Genomic DNA, 26,275 nt, shown 5'->3' on the forward strand with positions numbered 1-26,275 from the left:
CCGTAGGAACAAAATCATGAGCAGAAAATTAGGAATTCTAGGCGGAATGGGTCCGTTGGCGACCGTCGAATTTATGCAGAAAATAATTTCCCGAACTCCTGCTCATAACGATCAACAACATATTCCTATGCTTGTTAGTAATAACCCACAGATCCCTGACCGCACCGCTTATATCCTCGGTGGCGGACAAGATCCGTTTCCGGTACTGAAACAAGGGTTGGAACAACTACAGGACGCAGGAGCTGAATGCATTGTCATGCCTTGTAATACTGCCCATTACTGGTATCCCCGCCTGACTGGCTGCAGCAAGGTACATACCATCAGTATCATCGACAGCGTTGTTGATGAAGCCAAGCTTCGCCAGTACCGAAAAGTAGGTGTAATGGCAACTTCTGCCACCATGATGACAAGAATGTATCAGACCAAGCTGGCGCAAAAGCAGATCGAAGCAATAGAAACAACCGAAGACGAGCAACAGGCTGTCATGGAAGGGATCTACGCAGTTAAAGCCGGCAATGTCGAATATGGCAAACAACTCATGCAGCCCGTTTTCAAAGCTCTTCTGGCTCGAGGCGCAGAAGCCGTAATCTTCGGATGTACCGAAATCCCGGTAGCGCTTTCTGAACAAACAATCGAACAACCGCAATCTTGTCTGGACTCACTCGATATTTTGGCCGAGCAATCCATTCTGTGGGCGCAAGCTGATATCACTGAACCCGAAATGGTTGCCTAAACGCTTCCCTCTGGCCCCAACCTTAATAACCAACTGCTAATATTAGTATTGGTAGAACAAAATGTTCTGAAGGTGGAAGCAAAAAAATGGGACGCCTTATATACATCTTCGCTAAAGATACCCAACAGGCCCAACCCTTTGACTGGGAAGAGTTCGTCGAAAAAGCCATTGAAGCCATTGATGAATTCTTCCGCCAGCAGTGGGATTAACAATTAAGGTGCAATCGCAGGTGGGGCCAATGCTCCACCTTTTTGCTATCACTGCACTTCTTCTCACTACAATGAAAAAGAGCTGCGGAGTGACAGCTCTTTTTTAGCACCATACTAAGCCTCAGCTTTCATAAATCGGCCCGCCAAATGAGGTTACCGGTGGAGCTGCCCTTTTAAACTTCTCAATCTCCACAACAACTGTATTAGCTGAAGTTGCCTGAGCTAATTCAGATGAGCCTATATCCTGGGTTAAGGTATTTGGATCACCATAGGTATCAATAGCACCGACTTTTTCATTTAAAGGACCAAACCAGCCCCCCTCATGAATACGAATCACCCCTTCAGGGTAATCATCCGAAACGACAGCACCGGCCAGTAACTGACCACGGTCATTAAACACCCGAACCAAATCGCCATCTTTAATTCCGCGTTTTCGTGCATCCTTAGGGCTTATGTATACTGGCTCTCGCCCTTTGACCGTATAAGTCGCTCGGTACTCTTCCGATTCACACATCTGTGAATGCAATCGCTGATCAGGGTGACACGATTGTAACCAAAGCGGGTATTTGTCCGATCCTGGACCACCATGAGAACGCTCTGATTTCTCAAACCACATCGGATGGCCTCTACAGTACTTGTAACCAAAGCGATCAATTTTGCGGCTAAATATCTCTATAAAGCCAGATGGTGTTCCTAACGGATTAATTTCCGGGTCTTCACGGAAAGCTGAATGGCGAACAAACGGTTTACCCGGTCCAAATTCCACCAATCCGTCTTGCCAGAATTTATCAAATTCCGGCATCTCAAATTTACCTTTATTCGCTTCTCGGCAACCATCATACAACTCGCGCACCCACTCCATTTCATCTTTACCGCGGGTGTACTCTTTATTACGGCCAAACCGACGGCACAGTTCAGTAAATATTTCAAAATCCGGTTTTGACTGATAAAGCGGGTCAACCAATTTGTGCATCGCAAGAATACCGCTGACTGAATACGAACCATATAAGTCGATATCATTGCGTTCAAACTGGCTACAGGCTGGCAGGACAATATCAGAAAAGCGACAGGAAGCCGTCCATGCAAATTCAACCGTTACTACCGTCTGCAGCTTCTGAAAAGCCTTCTTCATCCGATTGCGATCCTGATGGTGGTTCCAGGGATTGCAGCCACTAATTACCATCATCTTAACATCGGGGTACTTAACCTTAGAGCCGTTATACTTTATTTCCTTTCCCGGCTCTAAAATAGCATCAACCCAGCGGGCTACCGGAATGGTACTACTGAAACCTTTAAAGTCATCGTTCTCCCATTTCGGCTTTTTCCCTTCATCAACATTGCGAGGAAAACCACCAGGGCCTGATGCGCCAGATGACGGTATACCAACCCCGCTATAGTGATGAGAATAAGAAATACCGCCTCCCGGCAACCCTATCTGCCCGAGCATGGCAGCCAGAACCGCTCCCATCCAGTATGGTTGCTCACCATGCTCTTGGCGCTGTACCGCCCAACCAAAAATAAGCTGCGTTCGATCTGATGCCATCAGGCGGGCAAATTCGCGAATCTTATCAGGTTTGACACCACAAATTGGTGCCGCCCATTCAGGTGTTTTTTCCTGTTTATCCTCTGTTTTACCCAGTACATACGGTAGAAACTCGTCAAAACCCAGCGCATAAGTATCAAGGAATTTTTTATCGTATAATTCTTCTTTATACAGGGTGTGCGCAATCGCCAACATAAACGGCAGATCCGTCTGCGGATTCACATAGATCTGCTCACAATTAAGGTAGTTCTGACTTTTAGAACGCACCGGATCGATCGAGATCACCCTGATCTCACCCTTGGCGACTTTCTGTTTCAAATGCTCATAATACTCATAAGCCCCATGCGTTTCGCACTGCCAGCCAACTTGTGAGTTCTTAAGCGGATCATTGGCCCAAAGCACAATTGTTTTACTGTTTGCCAGTATCTCCGGCCAGGACGTTCCCTGGGCATACACTTCAGTTGAACCCAGCACATAGGGCAAAATGGTTTGCCCGGCTCCGGTTGAATAGTCACCCACTTTTTTTACAAAGTTGCCATGCATAGCCACGGCCCGTTGCATATGAGTTGTACAACTATGGAACTGCCCTGTCGCCCGCCATCCCGTCTGACCGGCATGAAGCGCCCAGGGACCATAATCTTTCTGTACCCGCTCCAATTCCTGATAGAACAGATCCAGTGCCTCATCCCACGTTACTCGCACAAAGCGATTATTACCTCTGGTTTCTCCGCTATACTTGTGTTTTTTAAGCCAATCAAGACGGACGACCGGATAACGCACCCGAGACGGGCTATAAATGATTCCCTTGATTCCCTTGATCATATCTGTTGGATATTTGTCATATTCCAACGGCTTAATCTCTACAACTTTCCCGTTGTAAACCTTCGCCCGAAATGCTCCCCAGTGAGAACCAGACACCTTCCAACTCCCCTCAGCCGAATACGGTGAGGCTTCCTGTGTCGCGGCCTTTGCGGCTTGCATCAATAAGCTAGGACCAATCACAGACACAGCCGAGGTCGTTGCGAGGCCTTTTAAGAATTTACGTCGACTTAATGACATTATTATTCCCTCATTTGCATCTTAATGACTGCCACCAGAGAAGTCTGATGAATGTTTTTGTAGGTATTTCAGTACCAGGGCTTCACTATCACGATCGAGGTTCACAAACGCCGACATACCATTGAACATGCCCGGCCAGGTATTGGCATCAAAATGATCTTCTGCCGGTTGGGTATGACAGACACTACAATTGGTTTTATACGCCGGACCGGTTTCCGCCCAAATATCTTCAACATCATCCACCAGTGACTCTTTCGCCATCCACAGTTTCACGGTTACCCGCTGCCAGCCCAACCCGGTCAAATCATCCTCTTTCTCTTCAAACTTCTCGACCATCGCATCGTTTAGTGCGACATCTTTACTGAGGGCAGCTGTCGGAATATTAAGCCCGAAGTCTTCGTTAATCACCCGGCCAAAACCTTTGGTTTTACGCCAGCCGGCAATCTCAATCTGAATCGCATTGTCTTTTACCTGAACCAATTTGACTTCGGAAGCCGGATTGAGCTGGCCACCGTCTTTGGTCATAGCCTCATCTTCATACATAGGTAAGTAGCGGACACTGAAGTATTTTTCACCCTCGGAATAACTTGTATTGCTCGCTTTCTGAACGAGTTCAGAAACCATGCCGCCAGAAGTATCCATATCACCAGGCAACTCATGAGCAATACCCTTATGGCAATCAATACAACTTTGATCCCGTTCAGCAGCCTGCTTCATCTGCGACTTGGCAAGGTCCGACATGAGATCCCAGTTCATGCTGTCGTAGTCATGGCAATTTTTGCATTCGAGCGATCCGTTCGCCGCAAAACGCTTCCACTCATGGCTGGCTAATTCCAGTCGTTTATCCAGAAACTTTTCGCGAGTACTTATTGTCCCGAAAATGGCTCCGAACACTTCCTTACTGGCTTGCATCTTCCGGGCAATCTTATCAGTCCAGTTATGGGGGACATGACAGTCCGGACAGGTTGCTCGTACACCGGAATGATTCGTCCAGTGAACTGTTCCCTGCAATTCTTCGTATACATTGTCACGCATCTCATGACAGCCGATACAAAACTTTTCGGTATTAGTAAATTCAAGGGCAGTATTAAAGCCCCCCCAGAACATGATACCGGCAACAAAACCGCCAAGGGTCAATACACCCAGGCTTATGTGCACCGCAGGACGCCACAGGGTCGCCCACAGTTTCTTAAGCAAATTCATCATTGGAGTTTCCTTCTGTTTGATTAACTAATGAGGACAACTTACCCATGACCGGGGGGACCAATGAAAAAGACTTGCATTGCCCAGACAAGAAAGCCGTAGCCTCCAACAAAAGCAACAGAAAGAATGGGGAAAAGAAAAATGACAATAAATAGAAACAATTGCCATTCACGTTTGGCTCTATCTTTTTTATCAACAGGTACTGAGTTATTCATTGCTATCATCCTATTGGTATTATTGCTTCCACCTGCTCACTAAGTACTGATAATACTTAGTAAGTAGAAAGGGAATGTTCAAAGTATAGTTAACGATGACAAGCACATAACTTTTGGACTGCGACAAAGCGAATAAATGCCAGTGACTGCATTCAGTTCTATGGATAAATTAGTAATTTGTGACAAATAAAAAAAAGCCCACCGTTACCGGTGGGCCTTCGTTATCAGTGTTTTATCAGGTTTATAGCGATGCCATATATACTGTTTTGTTACGCTGATACATCTTCAGACGATTTTCAAATTTGGCATAACGCTGAGTATTCGTTTGCTCTAGCTTTTCAATCGCGACTTCCTGCGCTTTGATTGCCTGACGGAACTCACCGCATGCTGCGTAGGCCGCTGCCAGGTTATCATAATCTCCCGCATCACCGGTTCCACGGCGGTGCAGTACCTGCTTAGCCAGTTTCAGGGCTCGTGTTCCATCTCGCAAACGCTCATCTTCACACGTTGCGTAGAGCCATACCAGGTTACGCTTCGAGTCTAGCGAACCACCGTTAGAGGCTTCATTAAACCATTTAATTGCATTGGCACAGTCAACTTTTCCAGTTGCACCCGACGCATAATAGGCACCCAACTCTATCATTGCCGGAATGTCGCCCTCTTTAGCAGCCTCGGTATACCAATGAATCGCCAGGTCATAGTCTCTTGGCAGCAACTCACCAAACTTAAACAAGTCACCAATCATGGTTTTCACTTCAGGCATATCAACGGCAGCCTTTTCCAACCAGTACATGCCTTTCAGGGGATCGGCTTTCAGACCATTTGATCCTTCTAGGTATGCACGTCCCAAGAACAACTGCATATTCTTATCGCCCTGTTCAGCTTCCAGCTCTACATAATTCAATGTCGATAATAAGTGATTCTCAGGCGATGTTGTTACAGAGGCATGTGCTGTTGAAGCACCGTAGCCAATTACAGCAAGGCCAAACATAGCGCCAAAAACAACTTTTTTCAGGGTCATTACTGCAGGCATATCAGGTTCTCTTTCAATCAGGCTTCGTCGTGTTGATGAGAAACTTATAGAAGCACTGGTCGAAAAACAACCACCAAAATACAGGCATGAATGCCTGCCTTACCTGACATTGTCAATATTTCAATGAGGCATCAGAGAGTTATGTAATGGAGCAAAAATATCGCATATTGTTGATAATGAGAGATGGATCCTGTTCTCTTGAGTAAGACTACAGATATTCACTTAATCAAAGCTGAACAAAAATAGAATATATGGTTTAGACGATTACCCGGAACCATCCTATAGCTCCGGGTAATACCATAAAACATCACATTGAGAGGTATTTATCCTCATCACCACTTAGCTGCTGATCAGTATACTTCGGCGAAGAAGCATCCAAATCAATATCAAGGTCTATTTGGTTCGGCAAATCTAGCAAAGCATCACAAACCAGCACAACATCATATGTCCCCTCTGGCACATACGGCATTGAATAGGTGTTATCTTCAGTTACCTTTGCTGTCATCATTGGTTCATGTTCAGAACCCAAATCCCCGTATTGCTCAGTATCCGCATCATAAAGGTAGACATAAGCATTATCTGTCGATGGCAAGCAAGAGGATGGATCGATATCTCCCCAGATTTTACTGGCCAAAGTATTCTCTACCACGGTCAGGCCTTCATTCTTCATCACATAAACGTCTTCAACCAGCTGGATCATTTTTCTCAGGTCGAATGTCATGGTGAATGTTTTCGGCACATCAATATTGATATTCAACCCCTCAAAAGTGAGCCCGTCTAAAATTTCCAGCTTCTGTTTATCAACCTGGTTCCCGACATAAGAATATGGCGTATCGAAAAAGTCTCCATAACTCCCCTGAAGTACCGACAACCCCATGCTGACATACTCTCCGACCGGAATTAACTGCTCAGTGATCAAGTTAACCAAATCCACCCCAGCGACATCATAAAGGTCAATCACAATAAACTGTGGGTAGCCTTCACTATCAACCGGAATTGAAGAATCAGCAGGAATACATTGCTCAGAACTAAGCTCCTCAGGATTATTCATACTTTTCGTTGTTAATTCGACAATATGACCAGCCACGTCCATCAGCTGAATAGAGTTTATCGCCACACAAGCCTGTAACTCGTCCGCATCTTCTGGTACTTCTGTTGATGGTGTGGAAGCATCAACTGAAATAGGTGCAGAACCCGCACCGGCATCCAGGTTAGGCTCTGGATCTGAGCCGTCTGAACCACCACAACCAACCACCACAACCATGGTGAGCATCGCTAATATTATATTTTTCATGTCTTCACCCCTACGACGATGTATAAATTGGCCATTACCAAACCAATCCGCTGGCCGACGTTAAGTTTGGATTTTTATTCTGGATGACCGAATCCAACAGTTAAAATTTTAGGAGTTTATAAAGCAGCAAAAAATTTATCGTAAACGGTATTAAGTAATGAGAAAGGGATCTTACAACCAAGACGTTCAGGGGCGAAAAGTGGCGTCGAACAGCCTTGAAACCGCAAAAAAACACATAAAAAAAGGCCGGATTTCTCCGACCTTTATGAGCAATTATTTACATGCCATCAAATCTCTAAGCGAGATCTAATTCCAGCATTTCCTGCACATTAGGCTGGGTTTTCGGCTCCTGCCCAAAACCACGAAGACCAACGACATGAACGTGTTCGCGATCCTTGAAGATCTTACGAACAAGCTTGTAGGTCGTACCTTTTTCCGGGCTGATATTTTCCGGTGCCGCAATCAACAACTGCATGTCCAGTCGATCACACAACTCAAACAGCGTTGCGATAGATTTGCCATCCAGACGCGCAGCCTCATCAAGGAACAGTAAACGACAAGGAATAATATCTTTACCACGCAGACGGCGAGATTCTTCTTCCCAGCTCTGTACAACCATCAGCAGAATCGCCTGACCCGTACCAATCGCCTCACCGGTAGACAGTGCTCCGGATTCTGCCTGTAACCAACCATCTGTACCACGGTTAACCTCGATGCTCAGCTCAAGGTAGTTACGGTAATCCAGTAACTCTTCACCCATGATCTGCGGAGAACGCTGGCCAATATCAATATGCGGATTCAGGCGCTGGAACAACTTGGCAATCGCTTCAGAGAACGATAGACGATGGTTCCCGAACAGATCCTGATGCTGGTCTTGCTGCTCAGCTAAACCACTCAGCAGTGATTCATGGGTATCACGAACCTTAACGTTCAGGCGCACACCTTTAACCTGACCAAAGCCGATATTTTGCAGGCCTTGGTTCAGCATACGGATACGGTTCTGCTCTCGCTGGATCGTTTTACGGATAATATTCGATACCGAATCAGAACTTATCGCCAGACGTTGCTCACGCGCTGTCAGCTCTTCGCTTAAACGTGCCAGCTCCACTTCCATCTCTTCGATCGCTTCTACCGGATCATCTGTTCGGATAATATCCTGACGAATACGCTCGCGAAGGTGCTGATAAACGGCAATATAGAACAGAACTTTACGTTCAGGCCGAGAAACATCTTCCGATGCCCGTAGCGCATCGCGAAGCACTTCATTGTCGGCAACCGCCAAACGCAATGCACCCAGCGACTTATCCGATAGTGAACGCAGCTCATCGGCAGACAGATATGCCATTTCACGACGGTGCAAACGACGTTCGACATCGCTTTCGCGTGCCAATCTCAATACCGCACACCAACCCGCTTTGGCTGTTACAACCAGCTTACGAATTTCCTGGTATTCCTTACTAACCTTACGCAGGCGCTTAACTAACCCCTTCATTTCCAGCTCAATCGAAGTGATCGATTTTTCTAGCTGGCTACGGCGGGTACGCGAGCTGTGAAGACGCTCATTCAGCTCATCACGACGCAAACGTGCACGCTCTTCAGCCTCAACATCGGCACGTACACCCAGCTCCTGCAACTCGCGCTCAAATTCCTGAACGGTTTCCAGTTTCGCCTGATGAGAACTCTTCAGCGAAGCCATCAGCTGGTTGTACTGGTTTGCCTGAGCACGGGATTGCTTCAATGCTTCGCGGCAACGGTTACGCTCACGCTCAGCAGCAACCAATTTAGCCTTTAGCTGTTCATTCAGCTCTGAACTCTTGTTCAAAAGCTCAACTGAGTCGGCATAACTGAAGTGGTGACGGCGTTCAACCAAGTCGGCAATTGCAAAGATCTCAGTCTTCAGTGACTGAAGATTTTTATCTGCCTGCACATACTCTGCTTGCAGAGCATCGAATTGCTCTGGGTCCGCATCCAGCGCAGAAACCAGCCCTTCCAGTTCCGTGATTGCCTTACCGTGGCGGTCCAGATAATGACGCGCTTCATCCAGCTGGGATAACTGCTGCTCAACTTCTTCGAAACGCGCCTGTAGCGTATTGTCTTCAAGCAAGTTAACCAGCGGATTCAGTTTACCCAGCATAGTCAGACCTTCACGGGCAGCCATCAGCTGACTACGCTGCTGCTGCTCTTTGCTGTCAGTTTCTGACAGGCTACGGGTGATCTGATTGCGCTTTTCGCGGGCAACTTTCAGTTCAGCTTCAGGATCGGCATGAAACGCAACAGACATGTGAGTCGCCACGAAACTGTTAAAGCTTTGGTACAAACGCTGCAGCTTCTGCGAATCAAACGCGGCCTTAGCATGATCTTCAACAACCTGATCACGTTCTTCACGCAGTTGTTCCAAACGCTGTTCACGCGCCGCACGACCAAATAACGGTACTTTAGGGAAACGTGAATAACGCAGCTGGCGATCATTCAGGTGAACACAAACTGCATCTTCCAGCTCATCAACATCAAAGCCACTGTCATCAAATGAATCTGCATCACCTTCAATGATATAAAGATCATCAGGGCAATCATCCAGAGCGACCAGCTTCTCTTTGATACCTTTCAAATCCGGTACCACAATCGCGTGACGTGCCGGACCATACATTGCGCTGAAATACGGGGCATCAGCTAAGGTAATATCGTCATAAATTTCGGACAACAGGCTGCCACCGAGGGTATCTGACAAGGCACGCAGACGAGAATCATCGCTACCGCCCGGCTGCGCTAGACGCTCAATATGCAGCTCCAGCTGTTTCTTTCGTGCTGCAAGCTGATCTCGTGCAGTCGAGACTTCACGCTCTTTATCCAACGTTGCCTGCATCGCATTCATCACATCCTGGCTATCGACCAGCTCACGTTCGGATTGCTCAGAAAGCTTCTCAAGAGCTTCCGATGCCGCAATCCAAGCCGGTGCAGCCGATTCAAGCGCAGTGATCTGTGCTGATAGCTGCTGATCCTGACGGCGTAATTCACCGCGCTGATCGACCAGAATATCTTGCTGTTGCTCCAGATTTCCCAGTGTTTCCTCATGGCGAGCCTGCTCTTCAGCAAGAATAATTTCACTGTCAATAACCGTCACAAAACGCTTGTTATACGCTTCAGCCAGTTCAGTCGCCTGACGCTGATTACGTACGCTGCGTTCCAAATCACGGTATTGCGCTTTCAGCTGTTCGCTACGCTCGGTAACGGTGCGAAGCTGGCGAGCATGAGCAATCAGCTCTCGCGCCTTATCTCCGGCATTGGCACGATCAATTGCACCAGCAATAGTGGTAACAATCTGCAAACCTTTGTCAAACTGCTTGGCCGCTGCCGAAGACATATCCAGCTTATGTTTCAGGGCCAGCAATGCTGTTGTCTGTACTTCCTGCTCCTGCTTCAGCTGAGCAAGGTAAGGAACCCCCTGATCTTCCAGCAACTGATGGTCGCCGGACAGTTCACGAGCCTTTTCCAGTGCCTGAACGGCCTGCTGGTACTGAAGCGCACGGGTTTGCTGCATATCCAGCGCCTGCTGGTAGTCTGCCAGCTGAGTTTTCAAGCTATCTACTTCTTCCTCAGTAAGCAGCGCCTGCTCTTCCGCCATAGCAAGTTGCTCAGCGGCTTCTTCAACTACCATCACCTGCTCTTCAAGGCGTTCGGTCAGCTCTTCCAGATCTTCGCGGTAGCGTTCAATTTTCTCTTGTTGGCGTACGGCAGTCTGAACCAGCTGAAGGTGATCCGATGCAGCCTGATGATCCTGCTCCAACGCGCCTTCACGTTCAGTCAGTTCGTCCAGCTCAGCCGACATATTGATCATCGACTTCTGCTGATCTTCCAGAGTCTGGCGCGAGCCAGTCATCTCACCGCGCAGACTCAGCGTTTTCTCTAGCTTATTACGGCGCTCATTGGCATGGCGCATATAGTCAGCAGCAACATAATTGGTCGCTTCAGTGATCAGGTGCTTAAACAGATCTCGGTCGCTCTGGGTCAGCTTAATCGCCTCCAGTGTCATACGGTTTTCACGCAGTGCCGCTTCCATATCCTGGAAGGCTTTTTTCACCCCGGAGTTATGCGGTAACAGGTAGTCACGCAGCGAGCGGGTAATTGCACTTGAAATACCACCATATAGTGATGCTTCAATCAGGCGGTAAAACTTGGAACGGTCTGTACTATTACGCAGTTTCTTCGGCAATACACCAAATTCAAACATTTGCGCATGGTAGTCAGTCACTGAATTGAATGCCTTAAAGTGAGTACCTTCATACTCGGCAGTCATTTCTTTAACTTCGTTAATCTGGCGAACACGGGCCTTGTTGTCAGACATCGATTCCACCAACATTTCTGTCGGCTTCACGTCTGCCGGTAAGCCCTGGATAATAAATGGCTTGATATCCACTTTCTTATCACGGCCAGCTACCTGCTGAAGCTTAACGGCAAAAATGATGCGCTGTTTTTTAGAGTTCACTACATCCAGTGCCGCATAACAGGTGCCCGGCTTCAATTTACCGTGCAGACCTTTGTCGCGCGATGAATTTGAACTACCCGCTTCTGTAGTGTTACGGAAGTGCAGCAGGCTTTGATCGGGGATCAGCGAGGTAATGAACGCTGCCATTGTGGTTGACTTACCGGCACCGTTACCCCCTGACAGGGTGGTGACCAAATTGTCGATATCAAAGGTACGGGCAAAGAAGCCGTTCCAGTTGACCATAGTGAGCGATTGATACTTACCGCGTTCCATCAGGCTTCACCCTCCTGTCCGGCATGATCTGTGTCTAATTCTGTTTCTTGTTCTTCAGCGATATCCTGCTCTTCCAACAGGCTCGACTGACTCAGCTCTTGCTGGTGAACAACCACCGCCTCACCATCACGGATCAGGCGTAGCTGTGCCTCACGCACATCATCACCGGTACGGACGTCAGCACCGAAGCGGAATACTGCCTCGCTGATCCGGAATTTACCGTTCTCACCAACCGGAATAATCATACCGATACGGCGAAGTCGACGCAGAGAAGTTTTAACCTTCTCGAATAGCTTTTCGCGATCGAGATCCGAGCCGGAAGCACGGTTAGTCACCAGCTTCATCAGTTTCGTCTCATCCGCCAGCGCCATCAGCTCTTCAAATAACTCCTGGTTCGTGAAGATGCCTTCATGGGCCAGACGTTCAGGACTGAGGTACAGGAAGCACAACACCTTACCTACCAGCATGTCGATCTCGGCCAGAACCGAACGGTTAATCAATGACGTTGAACGTGGGCGCAGGTAGAAAAAACCCTCCGGTGCACGAACCAGTTCAGCGTTATAACGCTTATAGAACATTGCCAGTTCGCGCTCGAACTCGATCAGCAATTCATGGTTATCCATATCTTCACTAGCAATATGACGGCCAGAACGCAGCGCATTATCCAGTGCCGGGAAAAGCGGGTTGGCAATCGCCTTGGCCAGCTTTTCAGGCATAAATTCTTCAATATTTATCGATGACATTAGCTTGTACCTTGGCTCCGTAGTCGTTGATTGCTTCCCAGTCAGGCTGAATCGCGTTGAAATCGGACTCCGAATAACCGAGTCTCACAGCCTGATCAATCACAAGACGCGCCAAATCAAAGTGCTGCGCATGTGGATGTTGAGCCAAATAATCTTTAAGAAGCAAACTTAGGTTAATTGCAGCACCCGTCTCTTGATGGGCCTGCAGCATTGCAGCAACTTGGTCGGCCAGCTGGTCGTTAACCAGACTGAGCTCTTCAAATTCCATCTCTTCCGGCACAATACCGGTGACCTCATCGTCCCTAAGCACCAGCGCTTCATCACGCATATCGAGCAGACGCTCGGCATCGGCGTAGGTCAACAGCCATGGTTCGTCGAAATAATCGGTTACCGACTGACGCAAACGCTGACTGAAGGCACGGTTCTTATCCATATCGATAGCGGTACGGATAAACTTATGGACATGACGGTCGTAGCCAATCCACAGGTCAATCGCCTGCTGCCCCCAGTTAATAATGCGGTCCAGCTTTGCCTGAAGAATGAAAATCATCGCATCAATAAAATCCAGTTCAGGATCGCCCTGAATGGCTTCTTGGATAGTCAGCAACTGGCTTTGCAGCTGATCACCCGCGGCCTGAAGCGTATCCTGCAGCTCACGCAGCGTGCTAGATGTTTCATTCAGCAAACTTTCACAGTTAGTAATCGCTGCTCGCCAGTCCTGGTTCAGCAGCTCTGCAATGTCTTGCTTTACTTGCTGTTGCTGCTCATCCATGGTCCGCTGGTTGAGATCAATGCGATCAAAAATTTCGGCTACCGAATATTTCAGTACCGCATAAACCTGCTGTCGCCAGTGTTTCTCGTCACCACCTTCTTTCGCTGCTTCTGCTGCCTTATTAATTTCATCGGCAACCATCGCCAACTGTATCGACAGTTTCAGGGAAGAATATTCTCGGTGGCGGGCATAGTAATCCGTAATACCCAGCGCCAGCGGGCTGAGTCGGTAAATACTGACTCCATCTGTTAACTCGCTGGTAAAGCGGGTAATCAGTCGTTGGCGAACCAACTCATTTATGGCGTTATTGGCTCGAAAGGCCAGGGTTTCCTGTGACTGTTCAAACATATCGCTAACAATGCGAAACGCATCAACAAGTTCACCTTCCCCTAATTCTTCATCAAAGCGATCGCCGCTTAATACAGCAATCGCCAACAAGAACGCCAGCCGTTCCGTTGGCAGGTTAAGCGAAAACTCATTTTGCTTAACCCAGGTCACCAACTCAGGAACGGTCTGGGAAACATCACTCATCCGTTGTCCTTATTGCTGTTATCATTTTCTGTCTCTTCGCCAGCCTGACTATCTGGGTCCAGCGGCTTCTGGGCATATACATGGATATAGCGCCCTAAGGACAAATACGGTTCCTGACGACAAAGCTTTTGCTCCATCTCAAGAACTTGTTCAAAAGTGTAATCACCGACCATGGTTGTCTGCATATAATCATGGAAGGTGCGTACCCCGGTTTTACCGAGGATTGTAAATCCTGCATCAGTCAACCAACTATACACGTCTTCAGGCTTAATCCCCTGCTGCGGCTGTAGCTTGAAACGCTTACGGTGCGGCATGCCCTGTTCTATATGTGTCAAATTGCCACAAATCAAATTCTTAAACAGCAACCCATTGTAGTTGTAAAACATGACCGAAATAACGCCGCCTGGTTTGGTTTGTGCCAGCAAACGCTCCAATGCATCCTTTGGATCTGACAGCCACTCCATCACAGCGTGGAACAACACCAGGTCCACAGGTTCACTCATGTGTTCGCCAATATCCTGGACTGAACTGTGAACTAGACGATATTGCTCAAGAAGGCCATTTTTAGCAATTTCCTGCTCAGCCAATTTCAACATTTCACCAGAAAGATCACATAACGTGACATGATGACCTAACTCGGCAATTTTTTGCGACAGCTGGCCAATCCCCCCGCCAGCATCTAAGATATGCAACGGTTTCCCTTTATCTAACAAGGCGAGGATCTGCTCCAGATCTTGCCAGACGACCGTCTGCCTAATCTGCCCTTTTGCCGTGCCATATATGTTTTTCGCAAATTTTTGCGCTAAGTCGTCAAAATTTCGATCTTCGATCACGTCAGCTTTACGTTATGATAGCGGTTGAAAAAATGTGGCTTATTTTCTCACAAGCGTTATAGGAATAAAGGCTTGTGGTGCTTTTTCGAGCTCAACTGATGATTTTTCGGACTACATTGCATGTTTGAATTAAAAAAAATAGTTTCTTCCTTACTAATGCCCTTACCCGCACTGCTCATAATCGGGTTCTTCGGGCTATTAGTCCTCTGGTTCACACGAAGGAAAGGTCTGGCTTCCACTTTCATTACCTTTTCTTTGCTAGGAATCTTCCTCATGTCGTTCCAACCGATAGCAACCAGCCTGTTAAGGCCATTGGAACGTGAAAATAAGCCTTATATCCCGACGACTGAAACAGTTCACTACGTTATGGTGCTAGGCAGCGGTCATGTAATCGACCACGCGATGCCAATCACATCGGAACTTTCACGTACTTCACTAATGCGCCTGTCTGAAGGAATCCGAATCCACCGGATGTACCCTGAGTCTAAGCTGATTCTTTCCGGCTATAGTGGGGGTAGCGCCGTCAGCCAGGCCCGAATGATGGCGAAAGTTGCACTGGCATTAGGCGTGAACAAAAACAGCATACTGCTGTTAGAAACGGCGAAAGATACCTGGGAGGAAGCATTTCAGGCAGCCTCTGTCGTGGGCAAACAAAAAATGGTACTAGTGACTTCAGCCAGCCATATGACACGGGCGCTTTATGAATTCAAACAAGCCGGTCTGGAGCCACTTCCGGCTCCGACGAATTTCCTGGCCAGCAATAAAATTAAGCAGCCATGGGTACGTTATAGCCCTAAATCCCAGTATCTGGAACAGACCGAACGCTACTGGTATGAAACACTTGGACGCTGGTGGCAGCAACTGCGTGATGCGCTTTCCGATTCCAAACAATCCTCGCAGGAATCGACGGCTCCGGAAACTAACAGCAATGTTTCTCTTGAGTTGGCACAACAAAAAATAAATCATCCGGCTTAACCTTTCTCCAATCAGGCCGGCTGAGCCAAGCTGACAATCAGATTTTCGAATCAGGTCAAGATATCGAAAGCAAAAATGCCAACGTGTGAGTAAGAACAACGGACTAACATGAAATAAAAAAGGGCTGATATCACTATCAGCCCTTTTTCTGTTTATTATTCCTTTACTTATCGGTTAACCAATAAGCTCACGAACTTTTTCCAAATCTTCTGGTGTATCAACGCCCGCTGGTGGTGCATCAATCGCGACTTCAACATGGATCTTCTCGCCATACCAAAGCACACGCAGCTGCTCCAGCGCCTCAATTTTCTCCAGTGCGCTCGGTTCCCAATTAATGTAGGTATTAATAAAACCGGCACGGTAAGCATAAATACCGATATGCCGCATCAGGTTATGATGAACTTCCTGAGGACGCTTAGCAAAATTGTCGCGATCCCAGGGAATCGACGCACGGCTGAAGTACAAAGCATAGCCATTTTTATCTGTTACAACTTTAACGGCATTAGGGTTAAACACTTCATCAGCATGGTCAATCTCAACAGCAAGAGTCGCCATCGGGGCATCATTATGCGCCAGATTATCAGCGACCTGACGAATGATTGTTTCAGGGATCAAAGGCTCATCACCCTGAACGTTGACCACGATTTGATCATCTGACAGTTGATACTTTTCAACCACCTCAGCCAAGCGCTCAGTACCCGAATCATGATCATCACGAGTCATACAGACTTCACCGCCAAAGCTCTTAACCGCATCGACAATACGCTGGTCATCGGTTGCGACTATCACCTGCTCCGCACCTGCTCTGCTTGCCTGCTCGTAAACCCATTGGATCATTGGTTTGCCACCAATATCCGCCAAAGGCTTACCTGGCAAGCGCGACGACTGATAACGCGCAGGGATGATAACCGTAAATGACATTATTTCACCTCGTCACAGCTCAGGGTACGTGCCTCTGGCTCAAGCAAAACCGGAATGCCATCCTTGATCGGATAAGCCAGACGGTCAAATTTGCAAACCAGTTCACCTTTGTCTTTATCGTAGTTCAGCTTCCCTTTACATACTGGGCAAGCCACGATTTCAAGCAGACGATGATCCATATTCTTCCTTTACCTCAATAATCCGATTAATAATGCCTTCAGCTTCAGGTTGCGGCAAAACGGCATCAACCGGCAAATACCACCAATTAGGCTGAGCGAAAGTGTGGCATTTCACCGCATCTTTCTCTGTCATTACTAAATGCTGACCCTGCCGGGCCAATTGTTTTAATTCTTGCTCGGAGAAGGCCTGATGGTCAGCAAACGGCTGACAAACAACAGGGGTCACTCCCAACATGTTCAATGTATTAAAGAAACGCGGTGGATGGCCGATCCCGGCCATAGCAACCACCTCAGTTAACTCTTCAACAGGTTTTCGTTCACCCGTCGCCAGATTGATCAGTTCCGAAGGCTGCAACTGCATCTGTGCCTCACCCGACTGAGCCTCGCCACCGTTACAGATCAGAAAGTCCACTTCAGACAAACGCTCGCAAGACTCACGAAGCGGCCCCAATGGTATTAACTGCTGATTGCCAAAACGACGCAGGCCGTCAATCACAACGATTTCGATATCACGCTCAAGTGCGTAATGCTGCAAACCATCATCGGTGATGATTACATCAACGTCTTGCTCCAACAGCAGCTTAACCGCCTCGGCGCGTTTAGGGGATACTGCAACCGGCGCCCCGGTACGGCGACGGATCAACACCGGTTCATCACCCGCCTCTGCCGTCGATGTTTCAACATCAACTTGAAACGGATAATGCGGGGCCTTACCGCCATAACCTCGGGAAACCACGCCAGGTTTTAAACCTCTAGCCTGTAATTGCTCCACCAGCCAAACCACGACAGGTGTTTTACCATTGCCGCCAGCAGTAATATTACCGACAACCACAACAGGTACTGGCGCATGGTACGCAGTTTTATCGCCACGTTGATATTGCTGACGACGACGGCAGCTTATCAAACCAAATAATTTGCTCAACGGCCATAATAACGGCTTTAACAGCTCCCCGGCGGGGTGCTGCTGAAACCAGATTTTTTCAATGAGTGTTGCCATCATTCACCAAATTGAATGCGGTGCAGCTGGGCATAAGCACCATCAAGTGCCAGTAGCTCAGCGTGAACACCTCGCTCGATAATCTCACCTTCATCAACAACCAGAATCTGATCGGCATTTTCAATCGTCGACAAACGGTGGGCTATCACCAGTACCGTACGATCTTTCTGAAGCTCATCCAGTGCAGATTGGATCGCTCGCTCTGATTCTGTATCCAGTGCAGAAGTCGCCTCATCCAAAATCAGAACAGGTGCGTTTCGCAGTAAGGCACGGGCAATCGCAATACGCTGACGCTGACCACCGGAAAGGCTGACACCGTTTTCACCAATCATGGTATCAAGGCCATTATCCATACCCTTGATAAAGTCCATCGCATAAGCCAGCTCAGCTGCTCTTTCGATCTCAGCCCGGCTATATTTCTCGCCACTCGCATAAGCAATATTATTAGCGATGGTATCGTTAAACAGGTGAACGTTCTGAGACACAACTGCAACCTGTTCACGCAAATTCGTTAACTTGTAATCGCACAAGTCATTATCGTCAATCGTGATCTGACCGGAGTCAATGTCATAGAAACGAGTTAGCAAATTCGCAATAGTACTCTTACCGGAGCCGGAACGCCCCACCAGAGCCAAAGTTTGTCCGGCTGGCAACGAGAAATTCACATTACGCAGTGCCGGCGTATCCTTGGTTGGGTAAGTAAAGGTTACATCTTGAACTTCAATATCACCTTTAACACGCTCGGCAACATGTTTACCGTGGTCTTTTTCTGTATCAAGCTCCATCAGGCCAAAGAGCGTCTGGCAGGCTGCCATACCACGTTGGAACTGAGAGGTGACATTGGTCAGAGCTTTTAGCGGGCGCATCAGGCCAAACATCGAGCCGAAAATCAAAGCAAATGTGCCCGGAGTCAACTGAGCACGCAACGCTTCTGTATTCGCAAGTACCAAAACAACAACCAGTGCCAGTGAAGCAATAACCTGAATAACCGGGTTGGCAATCGCCTGCGCTGATACCAACTTCATGGTCTGCTGACGCATCCGGTTACTTACATGTTCAAAACGTTCTTGTTCAACTTGCTGACCGCCGTAGCTAAGTACAACCTTGTGGCCTTTCAGCATTTGTTCCGCAGAAGAGGTAACCGACCCCATCGCGTCTTGCATGTTTTTTGAAATTCGGCGGAAGCGCTTGGAAACCACACGAATAGATACCGCAACGACAGGGGCGATAACCAGCAAGATTGCTGATAGCTGCCAGCTGTTCCAGAACATGATCCCCATCAGAGCGACAATAGTTGCCCCTTCACGGACCAGGCTTACCAGCGCGCCACTGGTTGCCGATGCAACCTGTTCGGAGTCATAGGTAATTCGCGACAACAGCTTACCCGATGACTCTTTATCAAAATAACTAACCGGCATTTTCATGAAATGATTGAACATTTGACGGCGCAAAGTCATCACGACATTACCGGATACCCATGACAGGCAGTAAGTCGACACAAAGCCACTGACACCGCGAAGGATCATCAGGCCAAGCAGGTAAAATGGCATCATTGCCAGGAAGTTGGATTCAATGTTATCCAAACCTCCGAAGCTTTCATCCATCAAAGGTTTGATCATTGAAAGCATCAGCGCATCACTCGCGGCATTAATCACTAGCGCCACTACCGCGACCCCAAGGCCAGCCTTGTACAAACTAATAGAAGGCCACAGGCGTTTAAACGTATCCCAGGTGGATTGATCTGTAGGTTGTGTCATGAAATCAGTTTTTCTTAAAAACAATTCTTCACATTCTACTCCGTTACCGCCGATGCACCAAATAAGTTACGACATCCATTTTTCGACCAGCTTAATTATTAAGCAATTCTCACTTATTACTGACTAAACAGCTTTCTGAACCAGCTTGCTTCCACCTCTTGCCGATAACGAAGGACACTAACTTCTCCTTGCTTAACTTTGATACTAACCTGCCCATTTTCGGCCGTGGTCAGCCATGTCGCTTGTTTATTAACATAACGCGCCTTGACTTCAGGCGACGGTAATTGCCACGGGTTATACCGTGCTACAGAAACTAAGGCGTAACGCGGTTCCATATTAGACAGCCAGGTTGCCGTTGATGAACTCTTACTACCATGATGCGGAACAAGAAGAATATCGGGATCAAGCTCTGTTTCTAGCCGCGCTAATAATAGTTCAGAAATGGCGTCTATATCACCGGTGAGCAATACGGAAGTTGGGTTATCCGGGTTTAGATGCCGATCATTGATTTCGATAACACACGAGTGAGGGTTCGCTGCACGCGAAACTAACTTGGGAGGCCACAGTACCCTAAAATCTAACTGCTGCCATTGCCACCGCTCCCCCCTGATACACGCAGCAAAACCTTCTCGCCTATCACTGCTGCGCATCCACGCCGGACGAAGACGTTCGACGATATCAGTCATACCTCCGGCATGGTCATTATCAGCATGACTGAGGATCAAGCCATCCAGTTGGCTAATACCATAAGAGAGCAATACCGGCTCTATGACCGCTGTAGCTATACTCCCCTGCTGCCAACGATTACCCGTATCATACAAAACGGCCGCACCGTTACGTCGAAGTAATACAGCCAAACCGTGGCCAACATCGAACATATCCAACTGCCACCCGGAATCTAAACGGCTACTCTCTTTTGTCGATAGCGGCCCCCCCTGCAAACTGATAACCACCAATACGATTACCAGGTGTAATGCCTTAAACTTACGAAACGGCAGGAACCATAACAACAGCAGACACCCAGCCGCCCCGATAAGAAAAGGAGCCCATGACGCAGAAATACTCCACCATGCGCCGTTCGCCAACTCTGCCAGCCTCAGAACTGGAAACAGAGAATAATCAGCCAGTCTCCATAACAGGCCTGAAACCGAAGGAAGCCCCGACACCAAGATTGCAGCGAGGATTAAAGGTACAGTCAACGTACTGACCCAAGGAACAGCAAAAAAGTTGACCATCGGAGCCAACAGCGAGACACCACCAAACCACTGCCACTGAAGCGGCAACATCATAATCAACAAAACCAACTGTATTTTCGCCAGCAATAGCAGTCTTTGTCGACAGCGTTGGGTGGCAGGCAAACCTTGCAACCGGTCAGAACGCAGGCCACTGACATTCGCAAAATACAAAATAAAAACAGCGGAGAACGAAAGCCAGAACCCTGCAGAATATGAGCCCAATGGGTTTACACACAAGCAGGCCGCAAATGCAAAAAGCCAAATCTGCCATCCAGGCCACTGTACCCGCAAACGGATCAGGCTCATCGCTACGGCACTCATAAGTAAAGCTCGCAGAGTCGGTAGACTAAATCCGGCAAGCCATGCATAGCCAAAAGCAAACAATAATCCACACCACAACGGAAGCCAATGTAGACTATCCCATTCGGGAGCAATGCCCCTGAGCATATTACCTAGCCACCAGCCGCATAACAACGCCAGCCCAATATGGAGTCCTGAAATCGCCATCAGATGAGCAAGGCCACTATCTCGCAGCCTTAACCAATCATCATTATCCAACCCTTTTCGGTAACCAAATCCCAAAGCCAGCAAATAAGGCTGATGATCCATACCGTTAGTCAAAGATATAGCCCGGTCGAAAAAACGTTGGCGAAGTGACGTTGGCAATTGGCTATTCTCCGGCTCATTCACCCTCCCTCCCGAAATAACAACGCCCTTTCCGTGTAAGCCCTTACCAAGATAATACCGCTCAGCATCAAAACCAGCCCGGTTGACTCGGCCGTATGGACGCCGCAACTTTACAACCAGCTGCCACTTTTCGCCTTGCTTCATGTTATTGGCATAGGGCCACTCCAGGCGAACACGAAGCGGAGTGAACAGTGAGGTAGAACGCTGCTCAACCTTTAACACTTTAAAATCAAAGGAAGTTACGGGGATATTTTGATTTAGTAGGCTACTAACTTCACCAATTATGGTAATATTTTCCTGCTGAATCGGTAGCGATTGAACAGCATCGGTGTAGGTGCTTGCTCCAATCTTCGCCACAAACGCTCCGGCAACGACCCAGATCAAAAAGTTGAACCGGAAATAGTACGAAACTACACCACTTATCATTAAAGCAGTAATAAACCAAATATATTCTGGTACAAACTGCCAAAAATGAAGCGATAATACTCCTAACGCAATACAGGCTGCGGCTTGATTCATCACCGCCATGCCATCGAATAAAATGAACAACAATGCCAAGACAAGTAATCAGACGTTTCTTGCCAAGCCATGACGTAATCAAGCGCCAAAAGGCGCTGAAGATTTTCGGCAATGTGCTTTATAATCCAAACCTGTGGTGCCTTAACCGCCGCTCTGCCTCGGGCGCTTTTGCTGTCGGGCTTTTTATGGCATTCGTTCCACTCCCCAGCCAGATGATCATGGCTGCCGGATTGGCTATCTTGTTCAACGTCAACCTGCCACTGTCTGTTTGCCTGGTCTGGGTGAGTAACCCAGTCACCATGCCAGTCTTGTTTTATGGTGCCTACAAAATCGGTGCCTGGCTGATGAACACTCCCCACCAACCTTTTCACTTTGAACTTTCTTGGGAGTTTCTGCTGCATCAAATGAGCCAAATTGGACCTCCTTTCCTTCTCGGCTGTACCGTTTGCGCCGTATCCTGCGGCTTTATCGGCTACTTTGGCATTCAGGGTCTGTGGCGCTATTCAGTCGTGCGCAGCTGGAACAAGCGGAAATTCCGTTAAACAAAATCAAAAAAACCTCGCATCTGCGAGGTTTTTTATTGTCATCACTAAGCCAATGCAACTGTTATGCAATAACGCGTATCAGGTCTGGAAATCAACTAACAAACTGTTAAGCCATTCTTCATTGGCTGACAGCGTTCGCGGAATCCGCTTCACACCTCCCACTTCCAAACCAAACCAAACCAAACCAAACCAAACCAAACCAAAGTTACTATTTCACACTCACGTTATTTTGCACTTAATACCTGCGCCGGTTGCAGAGCAGTTGCACGTCGTGCCGGATACCATGTCGCCAGTAAACTAAGAACGATCGCGGTAACCGTTACAATAGCAACATCATGAAAAGCTAACTGAGTTGGCAGAAAATCTACAAAATAGATATCACCGGAAAGAAACTGATGACCAATGAGCTTTTCCACGCCTTTAATCAAGCCAGTCAGATTAATCGCGACCAAAGACCCCAGCACCGAACCTAAAAGACTGCCGACCACACCGGATAAAATACCGTGCCAGATAAATATCGACTTCACCAAGCCATCACCGGCTCCCATGGTACGCAGTATCGCAATGTCAGCTGCACGATCTTTCACCGCCATCATCAACGTCGAGACAATATTAAAACATGCCACCCCGATCACCAGTACCATCACCAGATACATAATGGTACGAACCATCTGAATATCACGATAAAGGTAGCCGTATTTCTGGGTCCAACTTTTCAGGTAGACATACACAGGCAAAGTAAAACCGACTTCCCTGACAATGGCAGGGGCGTCCAGGACGTCATCAACATTGAGCGAAATTCCTGTGACGCCTTCACCCATCGACAAATACTGCTGCGCATCGGCCATTGGTACTAAAGCAAAGTTATGATCAATTTGCCCACCCAGCGCCAGCAATCCCGCCACCTGCAAACGAATTCGGTGTGGCGCTTTCAATTTCAGTGAAGAATCAGGATTAGGGATCATGGCCGTGATCCAGTCACCTTCAGAAATACCAAGCTTTTCGGCGACTCCCTGCCCCAAAATGACCTGTTTTTCACCGGCCGAAAATCGCTGCCAGGCATCCCCAAGGACATAATCCGGAATAGCACTCACCTTGCGCTCTTGCTGCGGGTCAACACCACGAACCTCAACCGCTTTCAAGCTGTTGCCTTTTTCAAGCAACGCGGTAAAGAGCACATAAGGTGCCGCCGCCGTCACCCTCGGGTGTGCCTGCACCGTTTCCAGCACCGGCGTCCAATCATTAAACGGGGGCTTTACGGCTTCCAGCTCGCCATGAGGAATCACTGACAATACCCGGTTTTGCAACTCACGCTCGAAACCATTCATCGCTGATAAGCCAATAATGATAACGGCCACCCCGACGGCTATCCCCAGCATTGATGAGATCGAGATAAACGACACCATTCGGTTGCGCTGCTTGGCGCGGCTAAAGCGACTGCCGATAAACAGAGAAAGAGGTCGAAACATTTACGCCACCTCCACCTTCTCCAGCACACCATCTTGCATGTGCATACAGCGGTCCAACTTTGAAGCCAGCTCATTGTCGTGAGTAACCACCAAAAATGCCGTCCCCGACTCCCGGTTCAGTTTACGCATCAAATCATAGATCTCATGCGCTGTTTTATGATCAAGGTTACCCGTCGGTTCATCGGCTAAAACCAGCGCAGGCTTATTAACAAGAGCCCGTGCAATTGCAACGCGCTGACGCTCACCACCACTTAGCTCAGATGGACGATGTTCAAAACGGTGGCTCAAGCCGACCTGCTCAAGCATACTCTGAGCCTGAGCCCGGGCCTTATCCGTTGCAACCCCACCAATCAACAGTGGCATAGCGACATTTTCAACAGCACTGAAATCAGCCAGCAAATGGTGAAACTGATAAACAAAACCGATATCCCGGTTACGAACTTTTGCCTGTTTGTTGGCGCTCATCGCATTGAGCTTCTGGCCCTTGAAAAACACCTCACCGGCAGTCGGCATATCCAATGCCCCAAGCAGATGCAGCAAAGTACTCTTGCCTGAACCGGACGCACCGACAATCCCCACCAGTTCACCGTCATTGACATGGAAGCCGACCTCTTTCAGCACCTCAGTTTCAAGCTGAGCTTCACGGTAAACTTTACGCAGACCATGACAAACTAATAACGAATTACTCATAACGAAGTGCCTCAGCAGGACGAACAGATGCCGCACGATAAGAAGGAAAAACAGTTGCCAGCAAACTCAGTACAATTGCGCCGACAATAACAAAAATCACTTGCATAGGATTGACCACGACCGGCAGCGAGCCACCTATCATCAGAAGCTGCACACCCAATGCCGATAAAATAGAGTTCAGGTTAAGCGCGACGAGGGTCCCGAGCAGCCCACCGGTTAATGCACCGATAACACCACTACTGGCTCCCTGGACAATAAAGACCATCAATACCTGGCCGCTTGTCATCCCCTGGGTTTTCAAGATCGCCACTTCTGCCTGCTTCTCCATCACCACCATAATCAGGGCAGAAATAATATTAAATGCAGCCACACCGATGATCAGGCCAAGCATCAGACCCATCATGTTCTTTTCCATCTTTACAGCTTGGAAAAGCTCACCGCGCTGTTCACGCCAGTCAGACCACACCCAGCCACTATCCAGCGGCAGTTGTGCCAGCTCAGTGACAACAAACGGATCATCGACAAACAACCGCCAGCCGGTTATCTCACCCGGCTTATAACGCAACAGCTTACCGGCATCGACGATATTGGTCAGGATCAACTGCTTATCGACATCCGAACCCGTATTAAACATCCCTTCGACCACGAAATTACGCTGACTCGGTATACGTCCTAACGGTGTGTACTGACTGGCACTGGTCACCATCAGACGCACCTTCTCGCCAACTTTGACACCCAGTTGCGCCGCCAGTGACTGGCCGAGAATTATGCGATAACTACCCGGTGTCAGGTTGGTCAGCTCACCTCGGGTAATATGATAACCAACCGGCTCAAAACCATTTGGGTCAACACCCAATAAAAAACCGGCAGATAAAGATGATGCACTTTGCAGTACTGTTTCACTGCGAGTAAGCGGAGTCACCATCGACACATGAGGCAATTGGGAAAGCGACGCCGGCGGTTCGGACTCAAACGCAACGCGTCCGTCAGGCTGAGTTACCACAGCTTGAGGCAGGACGCCGAGAATACGCTCTTTAAGCTGCTGCTCGAAGCCATTCATCACCGAAAGCACGGTCACCAACGCCAGCACCCCGATAGTGATCCCGGCCGTGGACATGTATGAGACAAATCGACTAAAGCGATCCCCGGAGCGCCCCCGCAAATAACGAAGACCGACAAAAAATGAGACTGGATGAAACATAAACGAAGTCGAAACCATCCTATTCTAAACTGCCCGCAAGAATACCCGTTGCAGCTCGCAATTACCATCAAGAGGCGTAAAACTAATGTAAAAACAGAGGGTAAAATCAACACAGTTACAGAGCTGTACTTGCTCGATGGCGATGGGTAAGTGATAATCGAAGGATAGTTAATTTA

The 26,275-nt window shown here is 48.1% G+C and carries 21 protein-coding genes; 4 read left to right on the plus strand and 17 right to left on the minus strand.

The window, feature by feature from the left end:
* Nucleotides 1-16: 16 nt before the first annotated feature.
* Together Q0852_RS11580 and Q0852_RS11585 are read left to right on the plus strand one after the other, a co-directional pair.
* Nucleotides 17-733, plus strand: a complete 717-nt coding sequence (locus tag Q0852_RS11580; RefSeq protein ID WP_299018179.1) for an aspartate/glutamate racemase family protein — start codon at nt 17-19, stop codon at nt 731-733.
* A gap of 86 nt (nt 734-819) precedes the next feature.
* Complete coding sequence (locus tag Q0852_RS11585) at nt 820-942, plus strand: hypothetical protein (protein ID WP_299018180.1); 123 nt, start codon at nt 820-822, stop codon at nt 940-942.
* Nucleotides 943-1,063: 121 nt separating this feature from the next.
* Here the strand turns inward: Q0852_RS11585 and torA are convergent, their stop codons facing one another.
* The 9 genes from torA to cmoM form a co-directional block, all read right to left on the minus strand.
* Nucleotides 1,064-3,544, minus strand: coding sequence for a trimethylamine-N-oxide reductase TorA (gene torA, locus Q0852_RS11590; protein ID WP_299018181.1), 2,481 nt, complete (start codon nt 3,542-3,544; stop codon nt 1,064-1,066).
* Between the two features lie 21 nt (nt 3,545-3,565).
* Nucleotides 3,566-4,750, minus strand: a complete 1,185-nt coding sequence (gene torC, locus Q0852_RS11595) for a pentaheme c-type cytochrome TorC (protein WP_299018182.1) — start codon at nt 4,748-4,750, stop codon at nt 3,566-3,568.
* 38 nt (nt 4,751-4,788) lie between these two features.
* Nucleotides 4,789-4,962, minus strand: a complete 174-nt coding sequence (locus Q0852_RS11600) for a periplasmic nitrate reductase, NapE protein (RefSeq protein WP_299018183.1) — start codon at nt 4,960-4,962, stop codon at nt 4,789-4,791.
* A 241-nt stretch (nt 4,963-5,203) separates the two neighbouring features.
* A complete protein-coding gene (locus tag Q0852_RS11605) occupies nt 5,204-5,995 on the minus strand; it encodes a tetratricopeptide repeat protein (RefSeq protein WP_299018184.1) in 792 nt (263 codons plus the stop codon).
* Nucleotides 5,996-6,302: 307 nt separating this feature from the next.
* Complete coding sequence (locus Q0852_RS11610; RefSeq protein WP_299018185.1) at nt 6,303-7,289, minus strand: hypothetical protein; 987 nt, start codon at nt 7,287-7,289, stop codon at nt 6,303-6,305.
* A 295-nt stretch (nt 7,290-7,584) separates the two neighbouring features.
* Nucleotides 7,585-12,045 (minus strand): chromosome partition protein MukB, encoded by a 4,461-nt coding sequence (gene mukB, locus Q0852_RS11615; RefSeq protein ID WP_299018186.1) that lies wholly within the window; start codon nt 12,043-12,045, stop codon nt 7,585-7,587.
* On the minus strand, nt 12,045-12,788 hold the full coding sequence (gene mukE, locus Q0852_RS11620; RefSeq protein ID WP_299018187.1) for a chromosome partition protein MukE: 744 nt from the start codon (nt 12,786-12,788) through the stop codon (nt 12,045-12,047). The genes mukB and mukE overlap by 1 nt, the downstream gene beginning before the upstream one ends.
* A complete protein-coding gene (gene mukF / locus Q0852_RS11625) occupies nt 12,769-14,091 on the minus strand; it encodes a chromosome partition protein MukF (protein WP_299018188.1) in 1,323 nt (440 codons plus the stop codon). Before mukF ends, mukE begins: the two co-directional genes overlap by 20 nt.
* Nucleotides 14,088-14,924 (minus strand): tRNA uridine 5-oxyacetic acid(34) methyltransferase CmoM, encoded by an 837-nt coding sequence (cmoM, locus tag Q0852_RS11630; RefSeq protein ID WP_299018189.1) that lies wholly within the window; start codon nt 14,922-14,924, stop codon nt 14,088-14,090. The genes mukF and cmoM overlap by 4 nt, the downstream gene beginning before the upstream one ends.
* Nucleotides 14,925-15,044: 120 nt before the next feature.
* Here cmoM and elyC point away from each other — a divergent pair, with 120 nt between their 5' ends.
* Nucleotides 15,045-15,899, plus strand: coding sequence for an envelope biogenesis factor ElyC (gene elyC / locus Q0852_RS11635; protein ID WP_299018190.1), 855 nt, complete (start codon nt 15,045-15,047; stop codon nt 15,897-15,899).
* A gap of 174 nt (nt 15,900-16,073) precedes the next feature.
* On the opposite strand, the gene kdsB is transcribed toward elyC, so the two are convergent.
* The 5 genes from kdsB to Q0852_RS11660 all read right to left on the minus strand — a co-directional run bounded on the left by kdsB (nt 16,074) and on the right by Q0852_RS11660 (nt 22,203).
* Entirely contained in the window at nt 16,074-16,820 is a 747-nt protein-coding gene (gene kdsB / locus Q0852_RS11640; protein WP_299018191.1) for a 3-deoxy-manno-octulosonate cytidylyltransferase, read from the minus strand.
* Complete coding sequence (locus tag Q0852_RS11645) at nt 16,820-16,999, minus strand: Trm112 family protein (RefSeq protein ID WP_007462146.1); 180 nt, start codon at nt 16,997-16,999, stop codon at nt 16,820-16,822. The genes kdsB and Q0852_RS11645 overlap by 1 nt, the downstream gene beginning before the upstream one ends.
* A complete protein-coding gene (lpxK, locus tag Q0852_RS11650) occupies nt 16,980-17,996 on the minus strand; it encodes a tetraacyldisaccharide 4'-kinase (RefSeq protein WP_299018192.1) in 1,017 nt (338 codons plus the stop codon). The genes Q0852_RS11645 and lpxK overlap by 20 nt, the downstream gene beginning before the upstream one ends.
* Nucleotides 17,996-19,753 carry a lipid A ABC transporter ATP-binding protein/permease MsbA gene (gene msbA, locus Q0852_RS11655; protein WP_299018193.1) on the minus strand — a complete coding sequence of 586 codons (1,758 nt, stop codon included), beginning with the start codon at nt 19,751-19,753 and terminating at the stop codon, nt 17,996-17,998. Before msbA ends, lpxK begins: the two co-directional genes overlap by 1 nt.
* A 116-nt stretch (nt 19,754-19,869) precedes the next feature.
* Entirely contained in the window at nt 19,870-22,203 is a 2,334-nt protein-coding gene (locus Q0852_RS11660) for a DNA internalization-related competence protein ComEC/Rec2 (protein WP_367278137.1), read from the minus strand.
* 23 nt (nt 22,204-22,226) lie between these two features.
* Here Q0852_RS11660 and Q0852_RS11665 point away from each other — a divergent pair, with 23 nt between their 5' ends.
* Nucleotides 22,227-22,736, plus strand: coding sequence for a DUF2062 domain-containing protein (locus Q0852_RS11665; RefSeq protein WP_299018195.1), 510 nt, complete (start codon nt 22,227-22,229; stop codon nt 22,734-22,736).
* 227 nt (nt 22,737-22,963) lie between these two features.
* On the opposite strand, the gene lolE is transcribed toward Q0852_RS11665, so the two are convergent.
* The 3 genes from lolE to lolC are packed head-to-tail and all read right to left on the minus strand — an operon-like array spanning nt 22,964 to nt 26,099.
* Complete coding sequence (gene lolE / locus Q0852_RS11670) at nt 22,964-24,208, minus strand: lipoprotein-releasing ABC transporter permease subunit LolE (RefSeq protein WP_299018196.1); 1,245 nt, start codon at nt 24,206-24,208, stop codon at nt 22,964-22,966.
* Complete coding sequence (gene lolD, locus Q0852_RS11675) at nt 24,209-24,898, minus strand: lipoprotein-releasing ABC transporter ATP-binding protein LolD (RefSeq protein WP_299018197.1); 690 nt, start codon at nt 24,896-24,898, stop codon at nt 24,209-24,211. It abuts the gene before it with no gap.
* Nucleotides 24,891-26,099, minus strand: coding sequence for a lipoprotein-releasing ABC transporter permease subunit LolC (gene lolC / locus Q0852_RS11680; RefSeq protein ID WP_299018198.1), 1,209 nt, complete (start codon nt 26,097-26,099; stop codon nt 24,891-24,893). Before lolC ends, lolD begins: the two co-directional genes overlap by 8 nt.
* Between the last annotated feature and the right edge of the window lie 176 nt (nt 26,100-26,275).

Source organism: uncultured Photobacterium sp., assembly GCF_947502415.1.
Classification (GTDB): Bacteria; Pseudomonadota; Gammaproteobacteria; order Enterobacterales; family Vibrionaceae; genus Photobacterium.